This is a genomic window from Eikenella sp. NML03-A-027 (assembly GCF_001648395.1).
GTDB classification, from domain to species: domain Bacteria; phylum Pseudomonadota; class Gammaproteobacteria; order Burkholderiales; family Neisseriaceae; genus Eikenella; species Eikenella exigua.
Window position 1 is genome coordinate 621803 of the sequence record NZ_LXSM01000016.1, and the last position, 25863, is coordinate 647665.

Consider the following 25863-nt stretch of genomic DNA (forward strand, 5'->3'; position numbering starts at 1 on the left):
GCTGCTGAAGCGCACAGGCTGTTGCTATTTGGAAAGGGTCTTGCCTAGTTTGGCAATGGCTTGGTGTTTTAATCCCCTTGCACCCCGAGTTGCAGGTAGTTTTGCAAACCCAAACTTTCCATCAGATCGAGCTGGGTTTCCAGCCAGTCGAGACGTTCTTCGTTTTCGTCTTTCTGTTTTTCCAAAAGCTGACGGGAAATGTAGTCCTGCTTTTCTTCGCATACGGCAATGGCTTCCACCAGTGCCTGGTGTTTGTCTTGCTCTTTTTGCCGGTCGCATTGGATGATTTCTTCGGTGTTTTCGCCAATCAGCAGTTTGCCGAGCTCTTGCAGGTTGGGCAGACCTTCCAGCAGGAGGATACGCTCAATCAGGGCATCGGCTGCTTTCATATCGGTGATGGATTGTTTGTGGAAATAACCGCCCAGCTCTTCCAAACCCCAGTTTTTCAGAATGCGAGCATGCAGGAAATACTGATTGATGGTGATAAGCAGGATGCCCAGGTTTTTATTGAGCTGGCGGATAACTTCGCGATCGCCTTTCATACGTTTTCCTTTCCGTATTACAGCTGGCTTTGCAGGTAGTTCTGCTCGCCGAGCAGGTCGATAAGGCGCAGTTGCTGTTCGAGCCAGTGGGCGTGATCTTCTTCGGTGTCTTTGAGCTGGTTGATCATCAAATCACGGGTTACATAGTCTTGTTTTTCTTCGCATAATTTAATGCCGCGTTTGAGGTTTTCGCGCACTTCGTGTTCGGTATCCAAATCAAATTGCAGCATTTCGCGCACGTTGCGGCCGATGCGCACGGGAGCAGGCACCATCTGCGGAGTGCCGCCGATCATGAGGATACGGCGGATGAAATCGGCAGCGTGCTCGGTTTCGTCTTCCATTTCATGGCCGATACGGGCGAAGAGCTTGGTGTATCCCCATTCGTCGTACATGCGGGAGTGGATGAAATATTGGTCGCGGGCGGCGAGCTCACCGGCCAAGAGTTGGTTCATGTAGTCGATAACTTCTTTGTTGCCTTGCATTGTTTTACTCCTGTGGATAAATGGAATGATGCGTGTAATGGCAGCGGTAATATATGCTGTCGTTTCAACCTAGTGGATTATACGCAGCTTGTTGCAAAAATTCTCATATTGCGCTTATTAATGCGAATAATTATCCTGAAAAGTAAGCGATTCTCTTTCGGCATGTGGTATGAAATTTCAGAAAAATAAAATGGTTAAGCAGATTAGCTTAATCAGCTGAATTTGCCAATGATTATCAATGGGCAAAATATTTACTTTTCTTTGCATTATATGGTGTGTTTTTTAGGAATCCTATTAGAAACATTATCTTGCGTATGATAACTATTGCCATTTCATTAAGCAGCCAGCCATTTGCTTATCTTGCCTTCTGTATCGGCAAAGGCTACCTGAAAATAGGTTCCCATGAGGAAAATGGTTTTCAGGTAGCCTTTTATTATATTGAGGCATAATTGTTTTCATACCAAGCAGCGAACCATGAACAATGCAGCCGGTAGGCAAAACGTGCCGACGCCGCAGCATGCCTGTTGCGACAAGGCTATATGCTCAGGCAACCGCCATATCTGCCCTAAAGGCTACCTGAAAACTCCAATCCATTTTCAGGTAGCCTTTTCCATCCCGGCCAGTGGCGGCTGCGCTATAATAGCCACCCCGCAACCACCCGCAGGCCGCCCGCTATGCAACCCTTTCCCTCCATCATCCGCCCCCTCAAATTCTACGCTGTAGTGCCCGATGCTGATTGGGTGGCGCGTATGGCCGATGCCGGCGCAGACACCGTGCAGCTGCGCAGCAAAACCCTCACCGGCGAAACCCTGCGCCGGGAAATCCGCCGTGCTATCGCCGCCACCAGCGGCTCGCACAGCCAACTTTTCATCAACGACCACTGGCAGCTCGCCCTCGAAGAAGGCGCCTACGGCGTGCACCTCGGCCAAGAAGACATGGACAGCGCCGACTTTGCCGCCCTCGCCCGCGCCGGCATCCGCTTGGGGCTGAGCACCCACGACGAAGCCGAAATGGCGCGCGCCTTGGCCGTGCAACCCAGCTACGTGGCCTGCGGCGCCGTATTCGTCACCAACACCAAAGCCATGCCCACCGAGCCTCAGGGGCTGGACAAACTGCGCCGCTACGTGCAACAAGCCGGCAACACCCCCACCGTGGCCATCGGCGGCATCACGCTGGAAAACGCGCCCGCCGTGCTCGCCACCGGCGTGTCCTCGCTGGCCGTGGTCAGCGCCGTAACCCACGCTCCTGACCCCGCCGCCGCCGTGCGCGCCTTCCAAAAATTGTGGCCGGAATAAGGCCACCCAACACGCGGCCATCAGAAAGCGCAAGCTGCCGCGTAGATTAAACCTCGATATCCAAAAGGCTACCTGAAACCATATCTGCTTTTTCAGGTAGCCTGCATCACGAAAGCAAACCATATGTCCAACCGCCGCCTGATCTATGGCTTCCACGCCGTCAACGCCCGCCTGTGGCAAAACCCCAAAAGCCTCACCGAGCTCTACGCCCTGTCCGGCCGCCACGATACCCGTATGCAGCAGGCTTTGGAGAAAGCCGAGCAGGAAAATATTCCCGTTCACTTCGTGGAAGCCGCCCGCCTTGATAATCTGTGCCGCCACGCACGCCACCAAGGCATCGCCGGCTTTATCGACGCTTCGCACAACCACGTCCACCTCGACGATGTGCTCGACAACCTTACCGGGCCGCCCCTGCTGCTCATCCTCGATGGCATCACCGACCCGCACAACCTCGGCGCCTGCCTGCGCGTGGCCGACGCCATGGGCGTGCACGCCGTGATTGCGCCAAAAAACCGCAGCGTCAGCCTGAATGCCACTGTGAGCAAAGTGGCCTGCGGCGCCGCCGAAACCGTGCCCTACATCGCCGTCACCAACCTTGCCCGCACCCTGCGCGAACTCAAAGAGCGCGACATCTGGATAGTGGGCACCGACATGGGCGGCGAAGCCGATCTGTTCCACTACGACATCCCCGCCGCCGTAGCCTGGGTGATGGGCAACGAAGGCGAAGGCATGCGTCGCCTCACCCGCGAACACTGCGACGCGCTGGTGTCCATCCCCATGCTCGGCACAGTGGAAAGCCTCAACGTATCCGTGAGCACCGGCATGGTGCTGGCCGAAACCCGCCGCCAGCGCGCGCTGAAAGCAGACTAACCCCAGCGGCTGCAAATTTTCAGGTAGCCAGTTAGGCAAGCAAGCCGTGGGATGAACACTCGCTGCCTATACATTTTTATTTCTAAGGCTACCTGAAACCACGCGGGCATTTATGCCCGCTTCTATTGTCTTCTCATTTTCAGGTAGGTAGCCCCACCCTATCCCCCAAGGAGCGTCCATGTCCTTCCACAGCCACGAACACAACCATTCCCACGTCCACAGCACCAACACCCATATCCTGCGCGTATCGTTAGCCGTGATTGCCGGCTTTATGCTGGTGGAAGCAGCGGCAGGCTGGCTCAGCGGCAGCTTGGCACTCCTCTCAGACGCGGGACATATGTTTTCCGATGCCGCCTCGCTCGCCCTGGCGCTTTTTGCCTTCAAATGGGCGGAGAAGGCTGCCAACTCGCAGAAAAGCTACGGCTATCAGCGTGTAGAAATCCTTGCCGCCACGCTCAATGGGCTTACGCTGGTGGTGATGGCGGCGTGGATTGTGGTCGAAGCCGTTATCCGCGCCTTCAAGCCCGTGCCCGTAGCAGGCGGCGTGATGCTGATGGTGGCTGCATTCGGGCTGTTGGTAAACCTGTTTATCGCGTGGTATATGCTGCGCGGCGAGAAAGACAACCTGAACATGCGCGGCGCATTTTTGCATGTGGTGGGCGATTTGCTCGGCTCCGTTGCAGCAGTGGCGGCCGGCCTGCTGATACAGTTTTACGGCTGGAACTGGGCAGATTTAGCGGCCAGCACGGCGGTGGCTCTGCTCATCGGCAAAAGCGGCTGGAGTGTGCTCGCAGGTAGCCTGCACATCCTGATGGAAGGCACGCCCCAAGGCACGGATTTGGTAAAAATTGCCGAAGACATACAGAAAATCAACGGTATATTGGGCGTACACGATTTGCACACCTGGACGATTACCAGCAAAAAACACGCCATGTCCTGCCACATCATCGTGCGTGGCGACCTAACCGTGGCACAAGCCGCCACTTTGGCGCAACAAGTGCAGGCAACGGTGCAAACTCACGGCATCGGGCACATCACCGTGCAGACCGAACCCGCAAATACCGGCGCAGCATGCTGCCAAGCGTGCGAACAGCCTACGCATGAGCATAATTAACAGCCGATATGGTTTTGGCACTTATAGTGTGACTCCTAACAGCCGACAAACCGAAGATAGCTTGAGTGGCAGTAAGAAGAGCCAACACCACATCATTCCTATTTTAACCTCTCGTTTTAGCCTCTCGTTGCAACTGCGCTTTCAGGTAGGCTTGTTCTTTAGCAATAACTCCTTATCGTTCCAACGCCAACACCAGCAACTCGCCGGCAATCATAGCTATCCGATATAGCGGACTAAATCAACTTTCGATACCAGGCGGCAAACCGCAGACAGTATAAAACTACAATAAAGCAAACCAAGGCCGTAGCGAAAATTGAGTTACTTTGCTATACAATACCGGCTCCCCCGCTTAATAACATAGGATTCCCCCATGAACAGCCTATTGCACCGCAGCCTCGGCATTTCCCTGCTCACCTTCACCCTCTCCGCCTGCAACCTCATCAGCGGCAACTCGCAGAACCCATCACGCCAGCCGCTCACCGCCACCCGTAAGCCCCAAGTCGTCATCGGCTTGGCCTTGGGCGGCGGCGCATCCAAAGGCTTCGCCCATATCGGCGTGATTAAAGTATTGGAAGAAAACAATATTCCCATAAAAATCGTTACCGGCACCAGCGCAGGCGCCCTGGTGGGCAGCCTCTATGCCTCCGGCATGAACGCCCCCCGCCTGCAGCGCGAAGCCGAAAACCTGCAACGCGCCGATTTGGTGGATCTAACCCTTTCCACCAGCGGCTTTATCCGCGGCGAAAAACTGCAAAACTACATCAACCGCCAAGTGGGCAACCGCCCCATCCAAAACCTGCCGCACAAATTCGCCGCCGTGGCCACCGAATTCGACACCGGCCGCAGCGTGGTATTCCGCAGCGGCAACACCGGCCAGGCCGTACGCGCCTCCGCCAGCATCCCCAACGTGTTCCAGCCCGCAGTAATCAACGGAAAACGCTATGTGGACGGCGGCCTCACCGCCCCCGTGCCCGTATCCGCCGCCCGCCAGATGGGCGCCAACGTGGTGATTGCGGTGGACATTTCCGCCAAACCCGCCCGCCTATCCCAAAGCGGCTTCTTCTCCTACCTCGACCAAAGTCTCAACATTATGAGCACCCCCGCCCTCAACAGCGAGCTGGCCAAGGCCGACGTGGTGATCAAACCACAGGTGCAGCATCTCGGCGCCGTAGGCGGCTTCGATGAAAAAGCCCACGCCATCAAACTCGGCGAAGACGCCGCCCGCGTCGCCCTACCGCAAATCCGCGCCGTATTGCAGCGCTATCAAGTACACTGACAAGTGTGCAGAAGGCTACCTGAAAATTTTAGCTTCACAGACACTTATTGCGCTGCATTTCAACTTCGTTGAAGTTTGACTTTAGCTCCGCATAAACTCAGCTTCCTTCGGAAACTTCGTTTTCAGGTAGCCTTTCCCGCCCAATCCGTTATAATCCCGCCCGTACCGCAGCAGACCAGACAGTCGCCACGCCTTTGGGTGGGGAGGAAAGTCCGGGCTGCACAGAGCAGGATGCCGGCTAACGGCCGGGCGCCGCGAGGCGACGGAAAGTGGAACAGAAAGCATAACCGCCGATGGCTGCGGCAACGCAGCACAGGTAAGGGTGAAATGGTGCGGTAAGAGCGCACCGTGCGGCTGGTAACAGCCCGTAGCAGGCCAAACCCCATCCGCAGCAAGACCAAACAGAATGCAACGACGCTGCTCGCCGAGCATTCGGGTAGGTTGCTTGAGCCGCTTGGTAACAATCGGCCTAGAGGAATGACTGTCCAACGACAGAACCCGGCTTACCGGCCGGCTGCGGTACACATTATCTCTAACGTTTCGATCAAACCGATACAGCCTTAGTTTACCCTGCCTCAGCCTAATTGGAATGATTTAATATCGAAACCGTACCAGTCTATAAAATATCAAAAAATTGCAGGCAGAAGTGCTTTCACACTTCCGCCCGCATCATCACAAGGGTTTAAGCTTATTGAATCAAGCTACCGGCCACACCGCCCAACGCGGCACCACCCAAGGTTGAGCCGGTATCGCCGCCGATCACGTTGCCTGCCACCCCACCCACTGCGGCACCGATGGCGGCATTGCGCTGTCTGGTGGTCATACCAGTGCAAGCGCTCAGGGAGGCGGCCAGCAGCATAATAGTGAAAATAGAAGTAACGGTAGATTTTCTCATGGTATATACCCTTTCTGTCAGTATCAGAGAGGCACGGCGAATTTAACCGCCCTACCTGCCTGTGAGAGTATCGTACTTTTCTGTGATTGCATCAAAAGGCAGGTAAATGTCTGTTTACTCCGTTGCACACATCATTCACTGATATTTTGTGCCATCATCTTCATGGGCGGGATGCTGTTTGAGTCGCTGGTTTTATCGGTACTGTACACCAAAAAAGTTAACCGCGAGGCGCAGCGCGAAACGGAACGGGTGCCGTCTGCGCAGGCAGTGAAGGTGATGCCGTGGGTGGTCAGGCTGCTGTTTCCTTCCGGCCTGGTGATGATGCACCGCTACCTGCAAATCCTGCACAACCCGATTGTGTTTCTGGCCAAAGAGATGTTTTACATTGCGTGGTAAAGAAGGCTGCCTGAAAGTGCTGCTGCAACGAAGTTAAAAAACCAAACAAAGCACCCTGCTCCATTATACTTCTTCATTGTTGCACGATTCTTACAACCCGCCCACCATCCTGTGCACCAAGCGAAAACAGAATTGCCAAACTGGCGAATATGGTTTAGAATTACACCGTTTTTCAGTTATTTATACAAGATAAATGAGAAATGGCCCCGAGGCCATTTTTTTGTTTTCCAACTAGGGAATTCATGGATATTCAAGCCGTTTTAGAAAAAACCCTGCCCGGCCTGGGCTACGAACTGGTGGATTTCGAACTCACCGCGCAAGGCGATTTGCGCGTGTTTATCGACAAACCAGAAGGAATCACTGTGGAAGACTGCGCCACCGTCAGCAACCATTTGAGCCGCCTCTTCATAGTGGAAGACGTGGACTACAAACGGCTGGAAATCTCCAGCCCCGGCCTCGACCGACCGCTGAAAAAGGCGGCCGACTTCATCCGTTTTTCAGGTAGCCTCGTCAAGCTAAAAACCCGTTTGCCGGTTGAGGGGCAGAAAAACTTCATCGGCCGCATCGAAAACTTTGAAAACGACGTGCTGATTATTGCCTTCGACGGCAAAACTGCTGTCATCGAATTATCCAATATCGACCAGGTGCGCCTGAAGCCCGAATTCTAATTTGCCTATTTATCAATTAATAATGGAGAGTTCATTCCCATGAGCCGCGAAATGTTGCAACTGGCCGAAGCATTGGCCAGCGAAAAAAACGTTGAATCCGAAGTGGTATTCGAAGCATTGGAGTTCGCCCTGTCGGTGGCTGCCAAGAAAAAGGACGACCGCGAACACATGGACGTGCGCGTGAGCATTGACCGCAATACCGGTGAATACCATACTTTCCGCCGCTGGTTAATTGTGGCCGATGAAGACTACACCTACCCCGACACGCAGAAAACCATCGAGGAAATCCAAGAAGAATTCCTCGATTCCACGCTACAAATTGGCGAGTATTACGAAGAAGAGCTGGAAAACGTGGCCTTTGGCCGCCAAGCCGCACAAACTGCCAAGCAAATCATCCTGCAACGCATCCGTGATGCCGAGCGTGAGCAAATTCTGCAAAAATTCCTTGCCCGCCGTGAAGACGTGGTAATGGGCACAGTAAAACGCGTTGAGCGCCACGGCATCATTGTGGAAGTCGGCCGTTTGGACGCACTGATTCCGCGCGACCAGTGTATCCCACGTGAAAACTTCCGCAGCGGCGATCGCATCCGTGCCCTCTTCCTGCGCGTGGACGAACAAGGCAACAGCGGGCGCAAACAAGTTATCCTCAGCCGCACCTCGCGCGAATTTTTGGTAAAACTGTTTGAGCAGGAAGTGCCGGAAATTGAAGATGGCCTGTTGGAAATAAAAGAAGTCGCCCGCGACCCCGGCCAGCGCGCTAAAATCGCCGTCAAATCCAATGATACGCGTATCGACCCACAAGGTACCTGCATCGGTGTGCGCGGCTCGCGTGTGAATGCCGTATCCAACGAATTGGCCGGCGAGCGTGTGGACGTGGTGCTGTGGTCGCCCGAAACCGCCCAATTTGTGATTAACGCGCTCTCCCCCGCCGAAGTCAGCCGCATTTTGATTGATGAAGATAACCATTCGGTAGACGTTATCGTAACCGACGACCAGCTCGCGCCCGCCATCGGACGCAGCGGCCAAAACGTGCGCCTCGCCGCCGATCTCACCGGCTGGCAGCTCAACATTATGACTGTACAGGAAGCCGAAGAGCGCCACGAAGCTGAAGACGCACAAATCCGCAACCTGTTCATGCAGCACTTGAACGTGGACGAGCAAACCGCTGACCTGCTGATTGAAGAAGGCTTCGCCGCCTTAGAAGAAGTGGCCTATGTGCCCACTGCTGAACTGGTGGAAATCGGCTTCGACGAAGCCACCGTGGAAACCCTGCACAACCGCGCCCGCGATGCCATTCTTACCCTGGCCATCATGTCGGAAGAAAAACTGGACGAAATAGAAGAAGAGCTAAAAAACCTAAACGGCATCGATCTAGACATGCTGCGCGATCTGGCACAGGCCGGCATTACCACCCGCGACAGCCTGGCTGAGCTTTCCACCGACGAATTGATTGAAATCACCGGCGTGAGCGAAGAAGATGCCAAAACCGTTATTTTGGCCGCCCGTGAACATTGGTTTGCCGAAACACAGGAATAAGGAGGCCGGAAACTTATGAGTAATACCGTACAACAATTTGCTGCTGAACTGAAAAAAACCGTACCCACACTCTTAGAGCAGCTCAAAGCCGCCGGCGTGGAGAAAAACAATGGTGCCGACAGCATCAGCCCGGCAGACAAACAAGCCCTACTGGCGTACCTACGCAAACAGAATGACAGCGGCACTGTATCCATCAGCGTGAGCCGCACCCGCACCGAACGCAGCATCGTGGCTGGCGTACAGGTAGAAACCCGCCGCCGCCGCCGTGTAGCCGTGCCGCCAATTGAATCAGCTGCTGAGCTTGTTGTACTGCCCGCTGCCGAGCCGGCCACTCCGGTTAAAACTATGGCCACTATTGTTGAAACTGCCATCGAGCCCACTGCCACAGAGATTCAAATAGCCTCCAAAAACCTTGAAGCTGACACTGTACTTGCTGCCAAAGAAAAACCAGCCAAGGCGAAAACCGAAGCTGCTGCCGAAGTCAAACCAAAACGCAGCCGCAACCCCAAAAAAGAAAAAGCACCCAAATCACTGCCGCAGCCTGTGGAAGTGGTCAGTGCCGCCGAACAGGTCATGCGTAACGAAGAAGCCCGCCGTGCCGAAGCCTTGCGTGCGCACCAGCAAGCCCTATTGAAAGAAAAACAGGAGCGCCAAGCTCGCCGAGAAGCTGCCAAACTGCAAGCGCAGCAGGAAGCCAAGCTGGCCAAAGAGCAGCAGTCTGCCCCGCGCAGTGCTGCGCCAAGCGAAAAAACCCCTCTCTCCTCTGGTAGCGCCGCCCCTGGAAGTAGCCGCCCGAAAAAAGGCGAACGTTACCAGCGCGACGACGATATGCCGCGCGGCCATTCCGCCAAAAGCAAAGGCAAAGAACGCAATAACCGTGGCGATGAAGAACGTGTGCGCAGCGGTAAAAAAAGCAAAAAACAGCTCAAGCTGGAGCCTAATCAGCACGCCTTCCAAGCCCCAACCGAGCCGGTGGTGCACGAAGTGCTCGTGCCGGAAACCATTACCGTGGCCGATTTGGCACACAAAATGGCAGTTAAGGGTGTGGAAGTAGTGAAAGCCCTGATGAAGATGGGCATGATGGTAACCATCAACCAATCGCTCGATCAGGAAACTGCGTTGATTGTGGTGGAAGAAATGGGCCACATCGGCAAACCCGCTGCTGCGGACGACCCCGAAGCCTTCTTGGACGACACCGAAACCGCGGTTCAAGCCGAGGCTCTGCCGCGCCCGCCGGTGGTAACCGTGATGGGTCACGTGGACCACGGTAAAACCTCGCTGCTCGACTACATCCGCCGCGCCAAAGTGGTGCAAGGCGAAGCCGGCGGCATTACCCAGCACATCGGTGCCTACCATGTGCAGACCCCGCGCGGTGTTATCACCTTCCTCGACACCCCGGGCCACGAAGCCTTTACTGCGATGCGTGCACGCGGCGCACAGGCCACCGATATCGTAATTCTGGTGGTGGCTGCCGACGACGGCGTAATGCCGCAAACCATCGAAGCCATCGCCCACGCCAAAGCGGCCGGTGTGCCGATGGTAGTGGCCGTGAACAAAATCGATAAGGAAGCCGCTAATCCCGAACGTATCCGCCAAGAGTTGACCGCACACGAAGTCATCCCCGATGCTTGGGGTGGTAATGTGCAGTTTATCGATGTTTCCGCCAAACAAGGCATCAATATCGATGCGCTTTTGGAAGCCGTGTTGCTAGAAGCCGAAGTGCTCGAGCTGAAAGCGCCGGTAGACGCGCCCGCCAAAGGCATCATCGTGGAAGCCCGCCTTGATAAAGGCCGCGGTGCAGTGGCTACCCTGCTGGTGCAGAGCGGTACGCTGAAAAAAGGCGATATGCTCCTGGCCGGTACCGCCTTCGGCAAAGTCCGTGCCATGGTGGACGAAAACGGCAGACAAGTACAGGAAGCCGGCCCCTCCATTCCGGTGGAAATCCTCGGCCTTTCCGACGTACCCAATGCCGGCGAAGACGCCATGGTATTGGCCGACGAGAAAAAAGCCCGCGAAATCGCTCTATTCCGCCAAGGCAAATACCGCGATGTGCGGCTGGCCAAACAGCAAGCTGCCAAGCTGGAGAACCTATTTGCCAACGCCGACGACGGCCAGGCAGCACAGCATTTGTCGGTAATCATCAAAGCCGATGTACAGGGTTCGTACGAAGCACTTTCAGGTAGCCTCAAAAAGCTGTCGAACGACGAGGTGAAAGTGGAAGTGTTGCACAGCGGCGTAGGTGGCATTACCGAAAGCGATGTAAACTTGGCCATTGCCTCCGGCGCATTCATCATCGGCTTCAACGTGCGCGCCGACGGCTCTGCCCGCAAGCTGGCCGAAAACGAAGACATCGAAATCCGCTACTACAACATCATTTACGATGCCATCGACGATGTGAAAGCAGCCATGAGCGGCATGCTCGCCCCAGAGCAGAAAGAGCAGCAGACCGGCACGGTGGAAATCCGCCAGGTCATCAATATTTCCAAAGTGGGCAACATTGCCGGCTGCATAGTTACCGATGGCATCATCAAGCGCGACAGCCGCGTGCGCCTCATCCGCGACCATGTGGTAATCCACACTGGCGAGCTCGAATCGCTAAAACGCTTCAAAGACGATGTGAAAGAAGTGCGTATGGGCTTCGAATGTGGCCTGATGCTGAAGAACTACAACGATATCCAAGAAAGCGATATGCTGGAAGCCTTCGATATTGTGGAAGTAGCCCGCACCCTGTAAACAGGCACAAGACGAAACAAGAGGCTGCCCGAACCCGTTTCAGGTAGCCTCTCGCTACATTTTCCGCACTGCAGGCTATATTGAGAGCGTTGTGGAGCAGTGAACTGTTTGGCAAATAAGAAAACGCAGCCAAACCCCACCATTCGGTTATGGTTTTTTAGCAGTTTGGCTATATATGTAAAGAAATAAATGCTTAGGCCTATACCCAGTCGGCGATGGTTATCGTATCATATCGCTTGTTTACACCGTGTTTGCCCACCATACCCACCGCTGCCCTGACGAGTACGCGAAAATGAACGACAAACAAACATATGCCTTTGAAACTTTTACCCTAATCCGCGAAATACGCCAACGCGAAAACGACGAACCGATCATCGTGGCCACCCTTGTCATGCCCGACAACTTCGTGCTCACCAGGCGGCTGCCTCTGCGCCCTGTCGATCGCGAAAATGACCTCAATATTATCCGCTTTTTGGAAAAGTCCTTCGACCTGAAGCCCTATTTCAAAACCCGCACTTTTGAAGAACAGCTGGGTGAATTCGACCAACTGCGCATCCAACACCGTAAAAAACAATACGACTCGTTGATGGATGCCCTGCTCGACCGCACCAGCGAACTGAAATAATCCCTGATCAAGAAAGACCATATGGCCAAAATCCACCGCGGCTATGCCCGCCAAGACCGCGTGCGCGAACAAATCCTGCGCGAGCTGGCCGAGCTCGTCCGCACTGGCCTCAAAGACCCGCGCGCCGGTTTCATTACCATCAACGAAGTCGAGCTTGCCCGCGACTACAGCCACGCCACCGTGTATTACACCGTGCTTGACGATGCCACGCGCGAGATTACCGCCGAAGCGCTCGAACATGCCAAGGGTCATCTGCGCAGCGAGCTTTCCCGCCGTATCAAGCTGTTTAAAACGCCCGAGTTGCACTTCAAATACGACCAATCTCTTGAACGCGGCATGAGCATCTCCCAGCTGATCGAGCAGGTTGCCGCCGAAGAGCCGGTGCAAGATTAGTCTGCCTGGGAATATGCCCTGTTGATTGAACAGGGCTTTTCTTCATACCGCCACAGCAAAAATATTTTCAGGTAGCCTCACCCACACAACAACTCAGATAATCCACACTATGAATCCCCACTTGCAAAACGTCTTCTCCCAACTCAACAGCCTGATTCTCGGCAAAGAAACCGTTTTCCAGCACCTAATGGCCTGCATCCTGGCCGACGGCCACGTTTTACTTGAAGACGTGCCCGGCGTGGGCAAAACTACTCTCGCTCATGGCTTAGCCGCCGTGCTCGGCCTCGGCTACCGCCGCGTCCAGTTCACCAACGACATGCTGCCCGCCGACCTCCTCGGCATCAACGTCTTCCAACCTGCTGACGGCCAATTCAAATTCCATCCCGGCCCCATTTTCCACCACTTCCTGCTGGCCGACGAAATCAACCGCGCCTCGCCCAAAATGCAGTCCGCCCTTTTGGAAGCCATGGAAGAAAAACAGGTTTCCGTAGACGGCAAAACCTACCGCCTGCCCAAACCCTTCTTCGTCATCGCCACTCAAAATCCCATCGAGCAGCTCGGCACCTTCCCCCTGCCCGAATCCCAGCTCGACCGCTTCATGATGCGCCTCTCCCTAGGCTACCCCTCTGCCGAAGCCGAACGCCAGCTCTACGCCCAAGGCGACCGCCGCCAACTGCTGCCCGCGCTCAAAGCCGTGTGCAACGCCGAAATCCTGCTCCAATGGCAGGCGCAGACCGCCCAAGTGAAATGCTCACAGCAGGCTGCCGATTATGTTTATCGGCTGGTGCAATCCACACGCCAGCCCGGCCTGTTCGTTACCGGCCTCAGCCCGCGTGCCGGCCTTGCCGTGGTCAAAGCCGCCAAGGCCTGGGCCTTCCTTGCCGGTCGCGATTATGTGCTGCCGGAAGACATCAAAGCCGTATGGATAGCTGTGGCCGGACACCGCCTGCAAACCTTGCAACCACAATCCATCACCCAGCTGCTGGAACAAATGCTGCTTCAGGTAGCCGTATCGTGAGCACCAACCAATACAGCCCGCGCCTGCGCGACCTGCGCCTGCGGCCCACCCGGCTCGGCATCAGCCTGGCCGCCATGATTGCCCTGTTGTGGCTCGTCGGGCTCAACTATCAGGTAAACCTCGCCTATATCGTCGCCTTCTGGCTTGCCGGCTTCCTGTTTGTCGGCACCCTGCTCAATTGCCTCCAACTGCTCGGCCTGCGCCTCGACCTCACCCTGCCCGAAGAACTCTTCCAAGGGCAGCCTGCCGATATCCAACTCTTCCCCGCCCCTTCCATCAAAGCCCGCCACCGCCAGCTTTGGTTTGCCCCCGAGAGCCGCCGCAACACCGATCCCGAATACCGCGCCGCCCTCTTCACCGCCAAGCAGCCCCAACCCTTCATCTGGCCCGTGCTGCCCGCACGGCGCGGCCTCCTCATCCTGCCCCCGCTGCGCTGCGCCAGCGTGTGGCCATTTGCCGTGAGCAGCGTGGAATGCGTATGGCACTGGCCCGACAACGGCCTCGTCTATCCCGCCCCCCAACCGCATACTGCCCCGCCCGGCAGCACGCCGGCCGAAGAAGGCGAGCCGCGCCGCAAACTTGGCGGCAACGAAGACCTCGCCTTCCTGCAAGACCACCAACCCGGCACCTCTCTGCAACATATCGCCTGGAAAAGCTACGCCAAAAGCGGCCGCCTGCTCGACAAACACTTCGAAGAACCCGCCTTCCATGCCGCCGACCACATCATCAGCTACGCCGACTACCCCGCCGGCACCAGTGCCGACCGCCTCGCCGGCCTCCTGTGCTACCGCGTGCTCGAAGCCCACGGCCGCGGCCACCGCTACACTTTAATCCTGCCCGGCCAAACCATCCCTCCGCAAAACGGCCAGCGCGAAAAATGTTTGGCCGCGCTGGCGGTGATGTAAGCACTTGTATACGACAATAAAAAAGATAGCTTATTGCATGTCAATATATCTTTACGTTTCTTTACTGCGCAACAAAGCTGCCCCTCATTGACAAATAACGTGGGCAGCCTTGTTTCTTTGCTACATCCTATTCGCTGTTAATTCCTGCCTGATACCGCTTCGGCTCAAAGTCCTGCCCGGTCTTTACCAGGTGAAAGGCAATCACGGCCAGCTTGCGCATCAAGGCCACAATGATTACTTTCGGCGGTTTTCTCTTTTGTCTAAGCCGTGCAATAAATGCCGGAAAGGCATTATCCCGATAGGCAACCATAGCAGGCATAAACAAGGCGGTACGCAAATCATTCTGGCCGAACTTGGATATCCGGCTGGGCTTATTCAGGCTGCTGCCTGATTGCTGATGCCTTGGATCTAATCCCAAATAAGCAACCAGTTCGGAAGCTTTACTGAATCGCCCGTCTTGCAGCAGCGTGAGCAGGACGGCGGCGGAAGTTAGACCAATCCCAGGAATGGTTTGCAGCCGTTTGATTTTGTCCGAATGTTCTTTATCCTGTTTCAATAGCTGTTTTATTTGCCGGTTTACTTCTTTAACCAGGTCATCCAAATAGGTAATGCTTTGATTCAGGTAGCCTTGCAGATAGTCCAGTGCGGTCTGCCGTTTGGTTTCCTCTGCCGCCCGATGCCGTTTCAGTCGTATCAGATAGCGGTTTAAATCGCGTAATTGCCGCTGTTTTTCGGTCAAAGGCTGCCACGGCTCCGGCTGTACCATTTTGCTGTATTGTGCAATCAGCTTGGCATCCTGCTTGTCGGTTTTGGATCGTTTGAATACTGCCATACCGAATGATTTTATCCAGTAGGGATTAACCACCGAAACCGTATAAAAGCGGCTGAAATATTCTGCCGCCTGTTCGTAGTAAATGCCGGTGTATTCCATGCAGACATTTAAATCCTCTTCTGCATTGTGTGCCTGTAGCCATTTGCGCAGTCTGGCATAGCCTTCCGGGTCATTGTCAATCGTGATTTCTTGCGTTTTACCGTTATTCAGTAACAAGCAGCAATCCAATCTGTGCTTCGATACGTCTATTCCAAGGTGCATAAATTTAACCTTATTAATGCGGATTCGGCCGTGGCCGTTCCAAGATAGCTTACAAATTCAGGTCAAAAAAGAATCCGTGTCCCCATCTTTTTTCCGACTTCGAGAGTCAGGCTACACCTTTCGGGCTCACGGATTCTGTGATTCGGTCATGACTCCGAATCATCTAAAAAATGCACGCAATAATGATGCCAGTTGTCTTACTACCAATGAAACGATACTGGATACAAAACGGCGTAAAACGAAATTTTTCCAGTAATGTTGCCGCATTCCTGCCCCCTTATTTATTGTGCCGAAACGGCGCATCATGGGCATAGGCTAAATTCTGTTTAGCCTCACTATCCAAAGTCCACACCGAAGCACGGCTGCCGCCTTCCGCCATGGTTGGTTGCTGCTGTGCGGATCTGTCTTGGCTGGTCTCCTTATAGGGATTGAATGGCAACCCTTCCAATGCGTACTGTCTGCACAATGCTTCCTGCACTTCTCTAACTTTGGTCGCTTGGTCGGTATAGCATGCACAGCCGCTTTTGCCACCATCTATGCAGGCAGCCACCCGTTCGAACTGCCTAACCTGTCGCACGCCGTTATACAGCGGTTTGGATTCCGGTCTTTCGGCCAAGGTGGGCACAAACATTTCCGGGGTCAGGTTGGCATTTTCTCCTCCGGGATAGGTTGCCGCCTGTGTTGCTTGCGTAATGCCGTCCACAGGGTTGCTTGGTTCGATTACCGACTGCACTTGCTGTTGTTGCTGCGCTTCTGCATTACCTTTGACCTTGAAACCCTGATAGGTTCTCCAACCCATATAGCCGACAATCGACAACATAAACAACACTACAACCGGCCCGAATACCAAGACATACCACCAACGCGAACGAACTTTCTTATTATGGCTGTGGACTTCAGCGGATTTGTAGTAATCAAAAACTTCCTCATTAATTTTATGCACGCTGGAGACGGCACGCTTGGCTTCGCTAGTCGTATTCGTTACCGCCTCATTCCACTCCAGGCGGGTCAAACCGCCCATTTGATTGGCCGTGATGTGGATATGCTTATTCACGACCTCTTTTAGGTTCAAATCGATGATTTTCGGGGATTGCGTGATAAAAATCATATCAATGCCATAATGGCCGTGTACGTTGAGAAAGGACACGTTGGGCGGCATTTTGCCGTTGCCGTAGCGTTTAGGGTATAAATCCTGCACTTCGTCAAAAACCACCAACGAGCCGATATTCTCCTCCCACTTAAGCCACTCATACATATCTTCCCAGCTATGCCCTTACTTTGCCTTCGGCGGTATCGGATATGCCCCCGACAAGTATTTGCCCGGCTTCAACAACACGTCGAGCGGAATCACAATATCTCGCGCCCTAAATTCGACTTCAAAGCGCACCCAAGGGCTTTCTTTGTCGCCAAGCTGTTTGCCTTTCTCATACACGCGGGTCAGTTTGGAGCTTTCGCGCGAGCCGATATAGAAGGTTTTGCCGCTACCGTCTTGCGAACGCCAATCCGAACCCCTGCATTCGCTTTTTGGGATGCGGTTTGTCCACGAGAAACCGCCGTTGTCCAAATCTACTAGGGCTTGTTCAGGCGTGTATTCGCCCTGAAAGAAATCATGTGCTACGTCAACGCGGGTAATTTTTGGACGGACGGCATCGGCTAAAAAATCGTACAGACGTTTTTCCCAGCCTTCTTTTGCAGCTATGTAGCCTTGGGCATTCAGTTCCACCAATACCGTTTCACGCTGGCCGCCGTAATGCAGCTTGCCGTATTGCATATCTTCAGGCCCGAGTTGGTAGCATTCGTTATAGAAAAATTTGCCGCGGTAATCGAACTTCTTGGTAATGCCGAAACCGAAAATTTCCTGTAGTGTCCGGCTGTACTGAATCAGGTATTCTTCATCTGCCACCAAGGGATGACCTGCTATCAGGCACAAGGTGCTTTCGTGAATGGTAAAGGTCAGCTGGTCGATAAAGGCGGCATCGCTTTTGCCGCGGCGGAGCGGGACTTCCAATAATTTGCCGTTACTGGAAATGACGTGAGTAAAGGTTTTAAAGGTTTCCCAGCCTTCGGCCTCCGTACCTTGCGCTTCAGGATTATTCTTTCGTTCCCCCCCTATTAGCCGAGGGGGGCGGCCTGAATCGGCATCGGCGTCAGCACCGGCACAGCCCGCTGCCGCCGATGCCGATTCAGGCCGCATGCTGGCTGCTGCAATGATGGCATCAATATCGGATGCTTCCGGTAGCTGATATTTACGCTTGCTCATAGCACGCACTCCTCCGGTACGAGGCGCACAACTTCGGATTCGGTAATGCTACGGAAAAACGGAATGCCCAATTCGATAGCGTCGATTACGTACAATGAATAGCTGTCGAGCAATTCGGGTACGACGTCTTCTGATTCGAGTTCTACTATTTCTGAATAAAGAATGTGGCCGCGCTCCGGCGTGATGTGCAGAATCAGCGTGACTTCGTAAAACAGGCCTTCTTTCGATCTGTCAATCGTGGCCGTGATATTGGGATAGGTGGGTAATTGAAGTTTCATGATTTAAGCCCCTTTGCTTGGCTGTCTTGAAATAACGGGGCTTAAAAAAACCCCGCCAACATAACCTTTGATAAGGTTTGTTAACGGGGTGCAATATATAGGGTGCAATATATAAGGCTACCTGAAATTTTAGCTTCGCAGAAACTTTTCTGCGCTGCGTTTTCAGGTAGCCTTTTTCAAACCCGCTTCACATCCGTCCGGTGCTGCCGAAACCGCCTTCACCGCGTGAGCTCTGGGCAAATTCTTCCACCACTTTAAACTGCGGCTGCACCACAGGCACGATCACCATTTGCGCCACGCGTGCCATCGGCTCGATGATGAAGGCTTCGCTGCTGCGGTTCCACAACGAGATTTTAAGCTCGCCCTGGTAATCGGAATCGATGAGGCCAACCAGGTTGCCCAACACGATGCCGTTCTTGTGACCCAGCCCGGAGCGCGGCAGCAACATGGCGGCGTAGGCAGGATCGGCTAGGTGAATGGCAATGCCGGTAGGTACGAGGAATGTGCCGCCAGACGGTAACTCTACGGCTTCGTCCAAACAGGCGCGCAAATCGAGGCCGGCAGCGCCGGGGGTGGCGTAGTGCGGCAGGTGGTCTTGCATTTTGGGGTTGAGGATTTTAAGTTCGACTGTAGGTTGCATGGCTGTCTCTATAAATGTTTGAATTCTAATGATGATAAATTTTCAGGTAGCCATTATGCCCTGCGGCAGGCTACCTGAAAATATGGCTGCTGCGCTACTTACGGCATCAGCATACCACCATTGACGTGCAGAGTTTGACCAGTAATATAGCGTGCCTGCTCGGAAGCAAGGAACAAGACGGCAGCAGCCACATCGTCAACCTCACCGAACTTACCTAGTGCCGTCTGCGCAGTAAAAGCAGCACGAACTTCCTCTGGTAGCGATTGAGTCATAACAGTATCAATAAAGCCCGGAGCAACGCAGTTAACAGTGATACCACGGCTGCCCACTTCACGTGCTAGTGATTTGGAAAACCCCATTAAGCCAGCTTTGGCAGCGGCGTAATTGCTCTGACCAGCGTTGCCCATCGCGCCCACCACGGAGGTGATACTGATGATGCGGCCGCTGCGCTGTTTCATCATACCGCGCAACACGGCTTTGCTGGCGCGGAACACAGATTTGAGATTGACCTGCATGATGTCATCCCACTCCTCTTCTTTCATGCGCATCAACAAACTATCGCGCGTAATACCGGCATTGTTTACTAAAATATCTAATCTACCAAATTCTTTTTCGATACCGGCAATCAAATTTTCGATACTATTTTCTTCATTGATTTCCAGCACACGACCATGTCCCTGCCAAGGTTCCAACTGTCGGCCAACAGCAACTGCACTTTCTTCGGTAATAGCGGTACCAATCACCGTAGCGCCAGCTTGCGCCAGCGTGAAAGCAATAGCAGCACCGATACCACGTGAAGCTCCAGTAACCAATGCAATTTTTTGAGATAGATTTTGGGTAAGCATATTGGGATTCCTTGTGTTAAAAGTTAGATATAGCAGATTAGCTTAATTTTCGCTACGATTGGCTCGCCTGCCGTACTACTGTACTGTTTATGACTCGTCACCTTGTATCAAACAGTGTATTAATCCGCTATAGGTTTCAGATAATGGTTCAATTCAGTAGCAACCAAAAGCTACCTGAAAATTTAATGGGCGGCGATAAATGCGTCCACCGCTTCCTGCGAAGTGAGCGCGGCGCACACGGCGGCTTTGTCGATGCGTTTGGCCAGGCCGGCCAGCACTTTGCCCGGGCCGCACTCGGCGGATTCGGTAATGCCTTCGCGCACGAGGAGCGCCACGGTTTCCGTCCAGCGCACCGGGCTGTACAGCTGGCGCACCAGCGCATCTTTGATTTGTGCGGGATCGGTGTAGGAGGCCACGTCCACGTTGTTGATCACGCGGATTTGCGGCGCGTTCAATGCCACGTTTTGCAGGGCGGCGGCCAGCTTTTCGGCGGCAGGCTTCATCAGGCTGCAATGAGAAGGAACCGATACGGGCAGCGGCAGGGCACGTTTGGCACCGGCTTCTTTGGCCGCGGCCATAGCGCGTTCCACCGCAGCGGCATCGCCCGCAATCACCACTTGGCCGGGCGAATTGAAGTTCACCGCCTCGGCCACCTGCCCTTGCGCGGCGGCGCAGATTTGGCGCACGGCATCGTCTTCCAGCCCCAAAATGGCGGCCATCGCGCCCTGCCCTTGCGGCACGGCCGACTGCATCAGCTCGGCACGCAGGCGCACCAGGCGCACGGCATCGGCAAAATCCAGGCTGCCTGCGGCCACCAGCGCGCTGTATTCGCCCAGGCTGTGCCCGGCCACGGCGGCGGGGGTTTTGCCGCCCGCTTCGAGGTAGGCGCGATAAGTGGCCACACCTGCGGCGAGCATCAAGGGCTGGGTGTTGACGGTTTGGCCGATGAGCGCGGCATCTTCGCCGTTCATCATCGCCCACAAATCCTCGCCCAGCGCGGCGGAAGCCTGCTCAAAGGTTTGGCGCACAACGGGCACGCCGTCGAAACCGGCCATCATGTTCAAGCTCTGTGAACCTTGGCCGGGGAAGAAAAAGGCAAAAGACATGGGGTTTCCTTCTGTATTAAGAATGTTGCTTTGGAAGCGTACAGGCTACCTGAAAGTATCGGTTTTAAAGTTTCAGGTAGCCTTTATCCAAAAGCCTAATCAGCGCCAGTGGTAGTTCGGTGCCTCTTTAGTAATCTGCACGTCGTGCACGTGCGATTCGCTCATGCCCGCAGCGGTGATTTCCACAAACTCGGCCTTTTCATGCATTTCGGCAATATTGGCGCAGCCCAAATAGCCCATGCTGGAGCGCAAGCCGCCCACCAGCTGGTGGATGATGTTCACAATCGGGCCTTTATACGGCACGCGGCCTTCGATGCCCTCGGGCACGTATTTATCTGCGCTGTCTTGTTTGTCTTGGAAATAGCGGTCGGACGAGCCTTGGCTCATCGCGCCCAGCGAGCCCATACCACGATAGGATTTGTAAGAGCGGCCTTGATAGAGCTCGATTTCGCCCGGCGCTTCGTCTGTGCCGGCAAACATGCCACCCAGCATCACGGTGGAGGCGCCGGCAGCCAGGGCTTTGGCCACATCGCCGGAGAAGCGGATGCCGCCGTCGGCAATCAGCGGCACGCCGGTGCCTTTGAGCGCCTCGGCCACGTTGTGAATCGCCGTCAGCTGCGGCACGCCCACGCCGGCCACGATGCGGGTGGTGCAAATCGAGCCCGGGCCGATGCCCACTTTCACTGCATCTGCCCCGGCAGCCACCAAATCGCGTGCCGCCTGTGCGGTGGCAATATTGCCGCCAATTACCTGCACTTGCGGGAAGTGTGCCTTCACCCAACGCACCCGATCCAAAACACCTTGGCTGTGGCCGTGTGCGGTGTCCACCACAATCACGTCCACCCCGGCAGCCACCAAAGCGGCTACGCGTTCGTCGGTTTCCGGGCCCACGCCCACCGCAGCACCAACGCGCAAGCGGCCGTCTTGGTCTTTGTTGGCATGGGGGAATTCGGTGGTTTTCAAAATATCGCGCACCGTGATCAGGCCTTTGAGCTCGTCTTGGGCGTTCACAACCAAAACACGCTCGACCTTATGCTGATGCATCAGTTCGCGCGCGTCTTCAATGCTGGTGCCTTCTGGCACGGTAACCAATTCAGCACGGGGCGTCATGATGGCGGACACCGGCTGGTCGAGGCGGGTTTCAAAGCGCAAATCGCGGTTGGTAACCAAGCCCACCAGTTTGCCGTCCTGCACCACCGGCAAGCCAGACATCTGCCGCTTGCGCTGTGCGCGCATTTCCAACAGCTGGCCAACCAACATTTCCGGCACAATCGTAATCGGATCTTTCACCACGCCGCTTTCGTGCCGTTTCACCTTGGCCACTGCTTCGGCTTGGCGTTTAATGCTCATATTCTTATGAATAATGCCGATGCCGCCCTCTTGTGCCATAGAAATGGCCAATCGCGCCTCGGTAACGGTGTCCATGGCGGCGGAAATCAAGGGCATGTTGAGGGAAATATTGCGGGTAAGGCGGGTTTGCAGCGAGACGTGCTTGGGCAGCACTTGGGAATGAGCGGGAACAAGCAATACATCATCAAAGGTGTAGGCTTTTTCAACGATTCGCATGATTAAAACCTTCTTGTCGGTTGCTAATAATGCGGCCGTATTGTAGCAAATTTGCCGGCATTTAGTAAGCAAAACGGCACAAACCGGCCTCAGGCATGACAGCAGGCCACCAGTTGAAGTACAATGGAAACCGATTGTGTAACTATGACTCAACGGGAAGACCGCTCAAATGAATAAAAAATTAACCTTGCTGGCCGCCTGCGCCGCAACCATGTTGTTTTCAGGTAGCCTGATGGCAGAGGACGTGTACCAATGGAATGGCCGCAGCCCCACCTATTCCGATGTGCCGAAAAACCTCATTCCCGCCACCAGCAACATTGTGAATGTGCGCACCCAAACCTCGCGTCCCGCCGCTGCCCCTGCCGGCCACCAACAAAACCAGCTACCACAGGTGCAGAACAACAACGGTGAAATCTCCGCTGCCGATTTACAGGCCATGGCCAACCAAAAACAGCTTGAAGAAAACAAAGCTATTGAGGATGCCAACCGCAAAGTGCGCGAAGAAAATGAGGCCGCCCGTGCCAGCGCCTGCAGCACTGCCAAAATCAACCTGCAACACGCGCAAACTGCCCGCATCCAAAACCGCGAGCAGCTCATCCAGCAATATCAGAGCAACGTAAATCAATTCTGCAACTAACGGCGCTCCAGCCGGTTTGATTCAGCCGGCCGTCCGGTCTTGCCGTTTCACTTTCCAGCAAACCTTCGGCCATGTCTGATTTCGACCCGCATGCCATTATCAGCAACCTGCCCAACCTGCCCGGCGTTTACCGCTTTTCGAATAAGGATGGGCAGGTTTTGTATGTTGGCAAAGCCGTCAACCTCAAACGCCGCGTGGGCAGCTATTTTCAAAAAAATGACTTATCCCCGCGCATTGCCCTGATGGTACGGCAGATTACTCACATCGAAATCACGGTAACCCGCTCCGAAACCGAAGCGCTGATTCTCGAAAACAACTTCATTAAGGCCTTGTCGCCGAAATACAATATCCTGTTTCGCGACGACAAGTCCTACCCCTACCTCATGCTCACCGGCCACAACTTCCCGCAAATGGCCTACTACCGCGGCAGCCTGAAGAAAACCAACCAATACTTCGGCCCCTACCCCAACAGCTACGCCGTACGCGACAGCATTCAAATTTTGCAGAAAGTTTTTCTGCTGCGCACCTGTGAAGACAGTGTGTTCGAACACCGCGACCGCCCCTGCCTGCTCTACCAAATCAAGCGTTGCTCTGCCCCCTGCGTCGGCCATATTTCGCAGGAAGACTACCGCACCAGCGTGGAAGAAGCCGCCACCTTCCTCAACGGCAAAGCCGACCGCCTGCTGCAAAGCCTCACCGCCAAAATGCAGCAGGCTGCCGAAACGCTCGACTTCGAACACGCTGCCCGCTACCGCGACCAAATCCAAGCCCTAGGCAAAATCCAGAGCCAGCAATTTATCGACAGCAACAATCCCAACGCCGCCTACAACATCGATATTCTCGCCCTCGCCACCGAGCAGGGCGGCATCTGTATCCACTGGGTCAGCATCCGCAACGGCCGGCGCGTGGGTGAAAAAAGCTTTTTCCCCGACAGCTGCCACTCCGCCCCCGAAGAAGCTGCCGCCTATGGCGAAGCCTTCGCTGCCCAGCATTATCTCGGCCGCGACAAGCCCGACATCATCATCAGCAACTTCAGGCTACCTGAAAACCTGCAAACCGCCCTAATCGAAGAGCACGGCAAACAAATCCGCTTTATTGCCAAAACCAGCGGCGAGAGGCGCGTGTGGCTGCAAATGGCCGAACAAAATGCCCTGCTCGCCCTGCGCCAGAAACAGCAGCAAAACCAAAATCAAGAACAACGCGTCCAAGCCTTGGCCGAACTGCTGCAACTGCCCACCGCCGAGCTCAACCGCATCGAATGCTTCGACATCAGCCACACCCAAGGCGAAGCCACTGTCGCCTCCTGCGTAGTATATGAAAACCAAAGCATGCGCCCCGACCAATACCGCCGCTACAACATCAAAACCGCCAAAGCCGGCGACGACTATGCCGCCATGCACGAAGTGCTCACCCGCCGCTACGGCAAACTGGCCAAAGGCAACGAAGAAGACGGCAAATGGCCCGACCTGGTGCTGATCGACGGCGGCAAAGGCCAGGTGGCCATGGCGCAGCAAGTATGGCAGGATTTAGGCATCCGCCTGCCCATGGTCGGCATTGCCAAAGGCCCCGAGCGCAAAGCCGGCCTCGAAGAGCTGATTATTCCGCACTTGGGCACCACCACCCAGCTCCCGCCGCACCACCCCGCCCTGCACCTTTTGCAAACCGTGCGCGACGAGTCCCACCGCTTCGCCATCACCGGCCACCGCCGCAAACGCGGCAAAGCCCGCGTTACCTCCTCGCTGGCCGAAATCCCCGGCGTGGGCGACAAACGCCGCCGCAGCCTGCTCACCCGCTTCGGCGGCCTGCGCGGCATCCAAGCCGCCAGCATCGACGACTTGGCCCAAACCGAAGGCATCAGCCGCGCCCTGGCCGAAAAAATCTACGAAGCCCTACATTGAAAGACCGCAACATGCCCTGGAACATCCCCATCCTGCTCACCTGGTCGCGCATCCTCATGATTCCGCTGTTTACCGCCCTTTTTTACCTGCCCGCCTCCTGGCGCGTGGGCATCCAAACCGTAAACACCTGCGCCGCCGCATTATTCGTGCTTGCCGCCGTGACCGACTGGTTCGACGGCTACCTCGCCCGCAAATGGAAGCAAACCTCCGACTTCGGCGCCTTCCTCGACCCCGTGGCCGACAAACTCATGGTGGCCGTCGCCCTCATCCTCCTCGTCCGCCTCGACCGCACCTGGGCCATCTGCGCCATCATCATCATCGGCCGCGAAATCACCATCTCCGCCCTGCGCGAATGGATGGCGCAGCTGGGCAAACGCAACAGCGTGGCCGTGGCCGCCATCGGCAAATTCAAAACCGCCGCCCAAATGGCCGCCATCACCCTGCTGCTGCTGCAAAGCTGGCCCGCCCTCGGCCTCGACTTCATCTGGCTGGGCAACGCCCTTATGTTCGCCGCCTGCGTGCTCACCCTGTGGTCAATGTTCTACTACCTCAAAATGGCCGCCAAAGAATTCAAACAGCCCCGCCCGCCCAAAACTATCTGATAGCGCAAACTTCAACGAGGTAAAAACAAACACAGCAAAACAGAACGCGCAGATAATATTTAAATATTTTTAAACATTCGAGAAGCGTATCATCTTGTTACCCCACCCACCGATGCTCTCAATATCATCAATCTTCCCTTGTTCTGCATCGGCAAAACATGAAGGTTGGATTTTTATGATTTCCAGGTAA

Annotated in this window: 25 protein-coding genes, 1 other RNA gene and 1 pseudogene; 16 read left to right on the forward strand and 11 right to left on the reverse strand. The window is 55.0% G+C overall.

The window, feature by feature from the left end:
* Nucleotides 1-68 precede the first annotated feature (68 nt).
* Entirely contained in the window at nt 69-542 is a 474-nt protein-coding gene (gene bfr / locus A7P96_RS08520) for a bacterioferritin (RefSeq protein WP_067526272.1), read from the reverse strand.
* A 17-nt stretch (nt 543-559) separates the two neighbouring features.
* On the reverse strand, nt 560-1024 hold the full coding sequence (gene bfr / locus A7P96_RS08525; RefSeq protein WP_067526274.1) for a bacterioferritin: 465 nt from the start codon (nt 1022-1024) through the stop codon (nt 560-562).
* Between the two features lie 674 nt (nt 1025-1698).
* Between bfr (A7P96_RS08525) and thiE the strand changes: the two genes are divergently transcribed.
* The 5 genes from thiE (at nt 1699) to rnpB (ending at nt 6101) form a co-directional block, all read left to right on the forward strand.
* On the forward strand, nt 1699-2319 hold the full coding sequence (gene thiE / locus A7P96_RS08530; RefSeq protein WP_067526276.1) for a thiamine phosphate synthase: 621 nt from the start codon (nt 1699-1701) through the stop codon (nt 2317-2319).
* Between the two features lie 123 nt (nt 2320-2442).
* Entirely contained in the window at nt 2443-3189 is a 747-nt protein-coding gene (gene rlmB, locus A7P96_RS08535; RefSeq protein WP_067526278.1) for a 23S rRNA (guanosine(2251)-2'-O)-methyltransferase RlmB, read from the forward strand.
* 178 nt (nt 3190-3367) lie between these two features.
* Nucleotides 3368-4303, forward strand: coding sequence for a cation diffusion facilitator family transporter (locus A7P96_RS08540; RefSeq protein ID WP_067526280.1), 936 nt, complete (start codon nt 3368-3370; stop codon nt 4301-4303).
* Between the two features lie 370 nt (nt 4304-4673).
* Nucleotides 4674-5579: a patatin-like phospholipase family protein gene (locus A7P96_RS08545; RefSeq protein ID WP_067526283.1), complete on the forward strand. Its 906-nt coding sequence runs from the start codon at nt 4674-4676 to the stop codon at nt 5577-5579.
* A gap of 167 nt (nt 5580-5746) precedes the next feature.
* Nucleotides 5747-6101: RNase P RNA component class A (gene rnpB, locus A7P96_RS08550), an RNA gene on the forward strand.
* A gap of 166 nt (nt 6102-6267) precedes the next feature.
* Here rnpB and A7P96_RS08555 read toward each other — a convergent pair.
* Nucleotides 6268-6474, reverse strand: a complete 207-nt coding sequence (locus A7P96_RS08555; protein WP_067526285.1) for a glycine zipper 2TM domain-containing protein — start codon at nt 6472-6474, stop codon at nt 6268-6270.
* 162 nt (nt 6475-6636) lie between these two features.
* On the opposite strand from A7P96_RS08555, the gene A7P96_RS08560 reads away from it, so the two are divergent.
* The 8 genes from A7P96_RS08560 to A7P96_RS08595 all read left to right on the forward strand — a co-directional run bounded on the left by A7P96_RS08560 (nt 6637) and on the right by A7P96_RS08595 (nt 14748).
* Nucleotides 6637-6870, forward strand: coding sequence for a hypothetical protein (locus A7P96_RS08560; RefSeq protein ID WP_067439548.1), 234 nt, complete (start codon nt 6637-6639; stop codon nt 6868-6870).
* A gap of 242 nt (nt 6871-7112) precedes the next feature.
* On the forward strand, nt 7113-7538 hold the full coding sequence (gene rimP / locus A7P96_RS08565; RefSeq protein WP_067526287.1) for a ribosome maturation factor RimP: 426 nt from the start codon (nt 7113-7115) through the stop codon (nt 7536-7538).
* Between the two features lie 39 nt (nt 7539-7577).
* Entirely contained in the window at nt 7578-9074 is a 1497-nt protein-coding gene (nusA, locus tag A7P96_RS08570; protein ID WP_067526288.1) for a transcription termination factor NusA, read from the forward strand.
* Nucleotides 9075-9089: 15 nt separating this feature from the next.
* The gene (infB, locus tag A7P96_RS08575; RefSeq protein WP_067526290.1) at nt 9090-11807 is read left to right on the forward strand and encodes a translation initiation factor IF-2; all 2718 of its coding nucleotides are present in this window, start codon (nt 9090-9092) and stop codon (nt 11805-11807) included.
* A gap of 292 nt (nt 11808-12099) precedes the next feature.
* A complete protein-coding gene (locus tag A7P96_RS08580; RefSeq protein WP_067447331.1) occupies nt 12100-12432 on the forward strand; it encodes a hypothetical protein in 333 nt (110 codons plus the stop codon).
* Nucleotides 12433-12453: 21 nt separating this feature from the next.
* On the forward strand, nt 12454-12825 hold the full coding sequence (gene rbfA / locus A7P96_RS08585; RefSeq protein WP_067439562.1) for a 30S ribosome-binding factor RbfA: 372 nt from the start codon (nt 12454-12456) through the stop codon (nt 12823-12825).
* A 109-nt stretch (nt 12826-12934) separates the two neighbouring features.
* Nucleotides 12935-13843, forward strand: a complete 909-nt coding sequence (locus A7P96_RS08590) for a MoxR family ATPase (protein ID WP_067526292.1) — start codon at nt 12935-12937, stop codon at nt 13841-13843.
* Nucleotides 13840-14748 carry a DUF58 domain-containing protein gene (locus tag A7P96_RS08595; protein WP_067526294.1) on the forward strand — a complete coding sequence of 303 codons (909 nt, stop codon included), beginning with the start codon at nt 13840-13842 and terminating at the stop codon, nt 14746-14748. Before A7P96_RS08590 ends, A7P96_RS08595 begins: the two co-directional genes overlap by 4 nt.
* A gap of 127 nt (nt 14749-14875) precedes the next feature.
* On the opposite strand, the gene A7P96_RS08600 is transcribed toward A7P96_RS08595, so the two are convergent.
* From A7P96_RS08600 to guaB, 8 genes and pseudogenes are all read right to left on the reverse strand, one after another.
* The gene (locus tag A7P96_RS08600; RefSeq protein WP_067526296.1) at nt 14876-15841 is read right to left on the reverse strand and encodes a transposase; all 966 of its coding nucleotides are present in this window, start codon (nt 15839-15841) and stop codon (nt 14876-14878) included.
* A 277-nt stretch (nt 15842-16118) separates the two neighbouring features.
* Nucleotides 16119-17096 carry a zonular occludens toxin domain-containing protein gene (locus A7P96_RS08605; RefSeq protein WP_067526298.1) on the reverse strand — a complete coding sequence of 326 codons (978 nt, stop codon included), beginning with the start codon at nt 17094-17096 and terminating at the stop codon, nt 16119-16121.
* A 36-nt stretch (nt 17097-17132) separates the two neighbouring features.
* A pseudogene (locus tag A7P96_RS08610) lies at nt 17133-18035 on the reverse strand (replication initiation factor domain-containing protein); the annotation flags it as partial.
* 62 nt (nt 18036-18097) lie between these two features.
* Nucleotides 18098-18379, reverse strand: coding sequence for a hypothetical protein (locus A7P96_RS08615; protein WP_067444336.1), 282 nt, complete (start codon nt 18377-18379; stop codon nt 18098-18100).
* Between the two features lie 187 nt (nt 18380-18566).
* Nucleotides 18567-19019 (reverse strand): dUTP diphosphatase, encoded by a 453-nt coding sequence (dut, locus tag A7P96_RS08620; protein WP_067526300.1) that lies wholly within the window; start codon nt 19017-19019, stop codon nt 18567-18569.
* A 98-nt stretch (nt 19020-19117) separates the two neighbouring features.
* Nucleotides 19118-19864 carry a 3-oxoacyl-ACP reductase FabG gene (gene fabG / locus A7P96_RS08625; RefSeq protein WP_067526302.1) on the reverse strand — a complete coding sequence of 249 codons (747 nt, stop codon included), beginning with the start codon at nt 19862-19864 and terminating at the stop codon, nt 19118-19120.
* A 182-nt stretch (nt 19865-20046) separates the two neighbouring features.
* A complete protein-coding gene (fabD, locus tag A7P96_RS08630) occupies nt 20047-20970 on the reverse strand; it encodes an ACP S-malonyltransferase (protein WP_067526304.1) in 924 nt (307 codons plus the stop codon).
* A gap of 99 nt (nt 20971-21069) precedes the next feature.
* Nucleotides 21070-22536: an IMP dehydrogenase gene (gene guaB, locus A7P96_RS08635; protein WP_067526306.1), complete on the reverse strand. Its 1467-nt coding sequence runs from the start codon at nt 22534-22536 to the stop codon at nt 21070-21072.
* 169 nt (nt 22537-22705) lie between these two features.
* Here guaB and A7P96_RS08640 point away from each other — a divergent pair, with 169 nt between their 5' ends.
* From A7P96_RS08640 to pgsA, 3 genes are all read left to right on the forward strand, one after another.
* The gene (locus tag A7P96_RS08640; protein WP_067447099.1) at nt 22706-23173 is read left to right on the forward strand and encodes a hypothetical protein; all 468 of its coding nucleotides are present in this window, start codon (nt 22706-22708) and stop codon (nt 23171-23173) included.
* Nucleotides 23174-23244: 71 nt separating this feature from the next.
* Entirely contained in the window at nt 23245-25071 is a 1827-nt protein-coding gene (uvrC, locus tag A7P96_RS08645; protein WP_067526308.1) for an excinuclease ABC subunit UvrC, read from the forward strand.
* 11 nt (nt 25072-25082) lie between these two features.
* Nucleotides 25083-25673: a CDP-diacylglycerol--glycerol-3-phosphate 3-phosphatidyltransferase gene (gene pgsA, locus A7P96_RS08650; RefSeq protein WP_067447388.1), complete on the forward strand. Its 591-nt coding sequence runs from the start codon at nt 25083-25085 to the stop codon at nt 25671-25673.
* The last annotated feature ends 190 nt before the right edge of the window (nt 25674-25863 follow it).

What these genes read in the sequence shown, in the direction of transcription:
- A7P96_RS08605 (WP_067526298.1), bottom strand. Translation starts at nt 17,096, where the DNA reads ATGTATGAGTGGCTTAAGTGGGAGGAGAATATCGGCTCGTTGGTGGTT.
- uvrC (WP_067526308.1), top strand. Translation starts at nt 23,245, where the DNA reads ATGTCTGATTTCGACCCGCATGCCATTATCAGCAACCTGCCCAACCTG.
- nusA (WP_067526288.1), top strand. Translation starts at nt 7,578, where the DNA reads ATGAGCCGCGAAATGTTGCAACTGGCCGAAGCATTGGCCAGCGAAAAA.
- A7P96_RS08545 (WP_067526283.1), top strand. Translation starts at nt 4,674, where the DNA reads ATGAACAGCCTATTGCACCGCAGCCTCGGCATTTCCCTGCTCACCTTC.
- fabG (WP_067526302.1), bottom strand. Translation starts at nt 19,864, where the DNA reads ATGCTTACCCAAAATCTATCTCAAAAAATTGCATTGGTTACTGGAGCT.
- A7P96_RS08560 (WP_067439548.1), top strand. Translation starts at nt 6,637, where the DNA reads ATGGGCGGGATGCTGTTTGAGTCGCTGGTTTTATCGGTACTGTACACC.
- pgsA (WP_067447388.1), top strand. Translation starts at nt 25,083, where the DNA reads ATGCCCTGGAACATCCCCATCCTGCTCACCTGGTCGCGCATCCTCATG.
- rlmB (WP_067526278.1), top strand. Translation starts at nt 2,443, where the DNA reads ATGTCCAACCGCCGCCTGATCTATGGCTTCCACGCCGTCAACGCCCGC.
- thiE (WP_067526276.1), top strand. Translation starts at nt 1,699, where the DNA reads ATGCAACCCTTTCCCTCCATCATCCGCCCCCTCAAATTCTACGCTGTA.
- A7P96_RS08640 (WP_067447099.1), top strand. Translation starts at nt 22,706, where the DNA reads ATGAATAAAAAATTAACCTTGCTGGCCGCCTGCGCCGCAACCATGTTG.
- guaB (WP_067526306.1), bottom strand. Translation starts at nt 22,536, where the DNA reads ATGCGAATCGTTGAAAAAGCCTACACCTTTGATGATGTATTGCTTGTT.
- dut (WP_067526300.1), bottom strand. Translation starts at nt 19,019, where the DNA reads ATGCAACCTACAGTCGAACTTAAAATCCTCAACCCCAAAATGCAAGAC.
- rimP (WP_067526287.1), top strand. Translation starts at nt 7,113, where the DNA reads ATGGATATTCAAGCCGTTTTAGAAAAAACCCTGCCCGGCCTGGGCTAC.
- A7P96_RS08600 (WP_067526296.1), bottom strand. Translation starts at nt 15,841, where the DNA reads ATGCACCTTGGAATAGACGTATCGAAGCACAGATTGGATTGCTGCTTG.
- A7P96_RS08540 (WP_067526280.1), top strand. Translation starts at nt 3,368, where the DNA reads ATGTCCTTCCACAGCCACGAACACAACCATTCCCACGTCCACAGCACC.
- A7P96_RS08580 (WP_067447331.1), top strand. Translation starts at nt 12,100, where the DNA reads ATGAACGACAAACAAACATATGCCTTTGAAACTTTTACCCTAATCCGC.
- A7P96_RS08590 (WP_067526292.1), top strand. Translation starts at nt 12,935, where the DNA reads ATGAATCCCCACTTGCAAAACGTCTTCTCCCAACTCAACAGCCTGATT.
- fabD (WP_067526304.1), bottom strand. Translation starts at nt 20,970, where the DNA reads ATGTCTTTTGCCTTTTTCTTCCCCGGCCAAGGTTCACAGAGCTTGAAC.
- rbfA (WP_067439562.1), top strand. Translation starts at nt 12,454, where the DNA reads ATGGCCAAAATCCACCGCGGCTATGCCCGCCAAGACCGCGTGCGCGAA.
- infB (WP_067526290.1), top strand. Translation starts at nt 9,090, where the DNA reads ATGAGTAATACCGTACAACAATTTGCTGCTGAACTGAAAAAAACCGTA.
- bfr (WP_067526272.1), bottom strand. Translation starts at nt 542, where the DNA reads ATGAAAGGCGATCGCGAAGTTATCCGCCAGCTCAATAAAAACCTGGGC.
- A7P96_RS08615 (WP_067444336.1), bottom strand. Translation starts at nt 18,379, where the DNA reads ATGAAACTTCAATTACCCACCTATCCCAATATCACGGCCACGATTGAC.
- bfr (WP_067526274.1), bottom strand. Translation starts at nt 1,024, where the DNA reads ATGCAAGGCAACAAAGAAGTTATCGACTACATGAACCAACTCTTGGCC.
- A7P96_RS08555 (WP_067526285.1), bottom strand. Translation starts at nt 6,474, where the DNA reads ATGAGAAAATCTACCGTTACTTCTATTTTCACTATTATGCTGCTGGCC.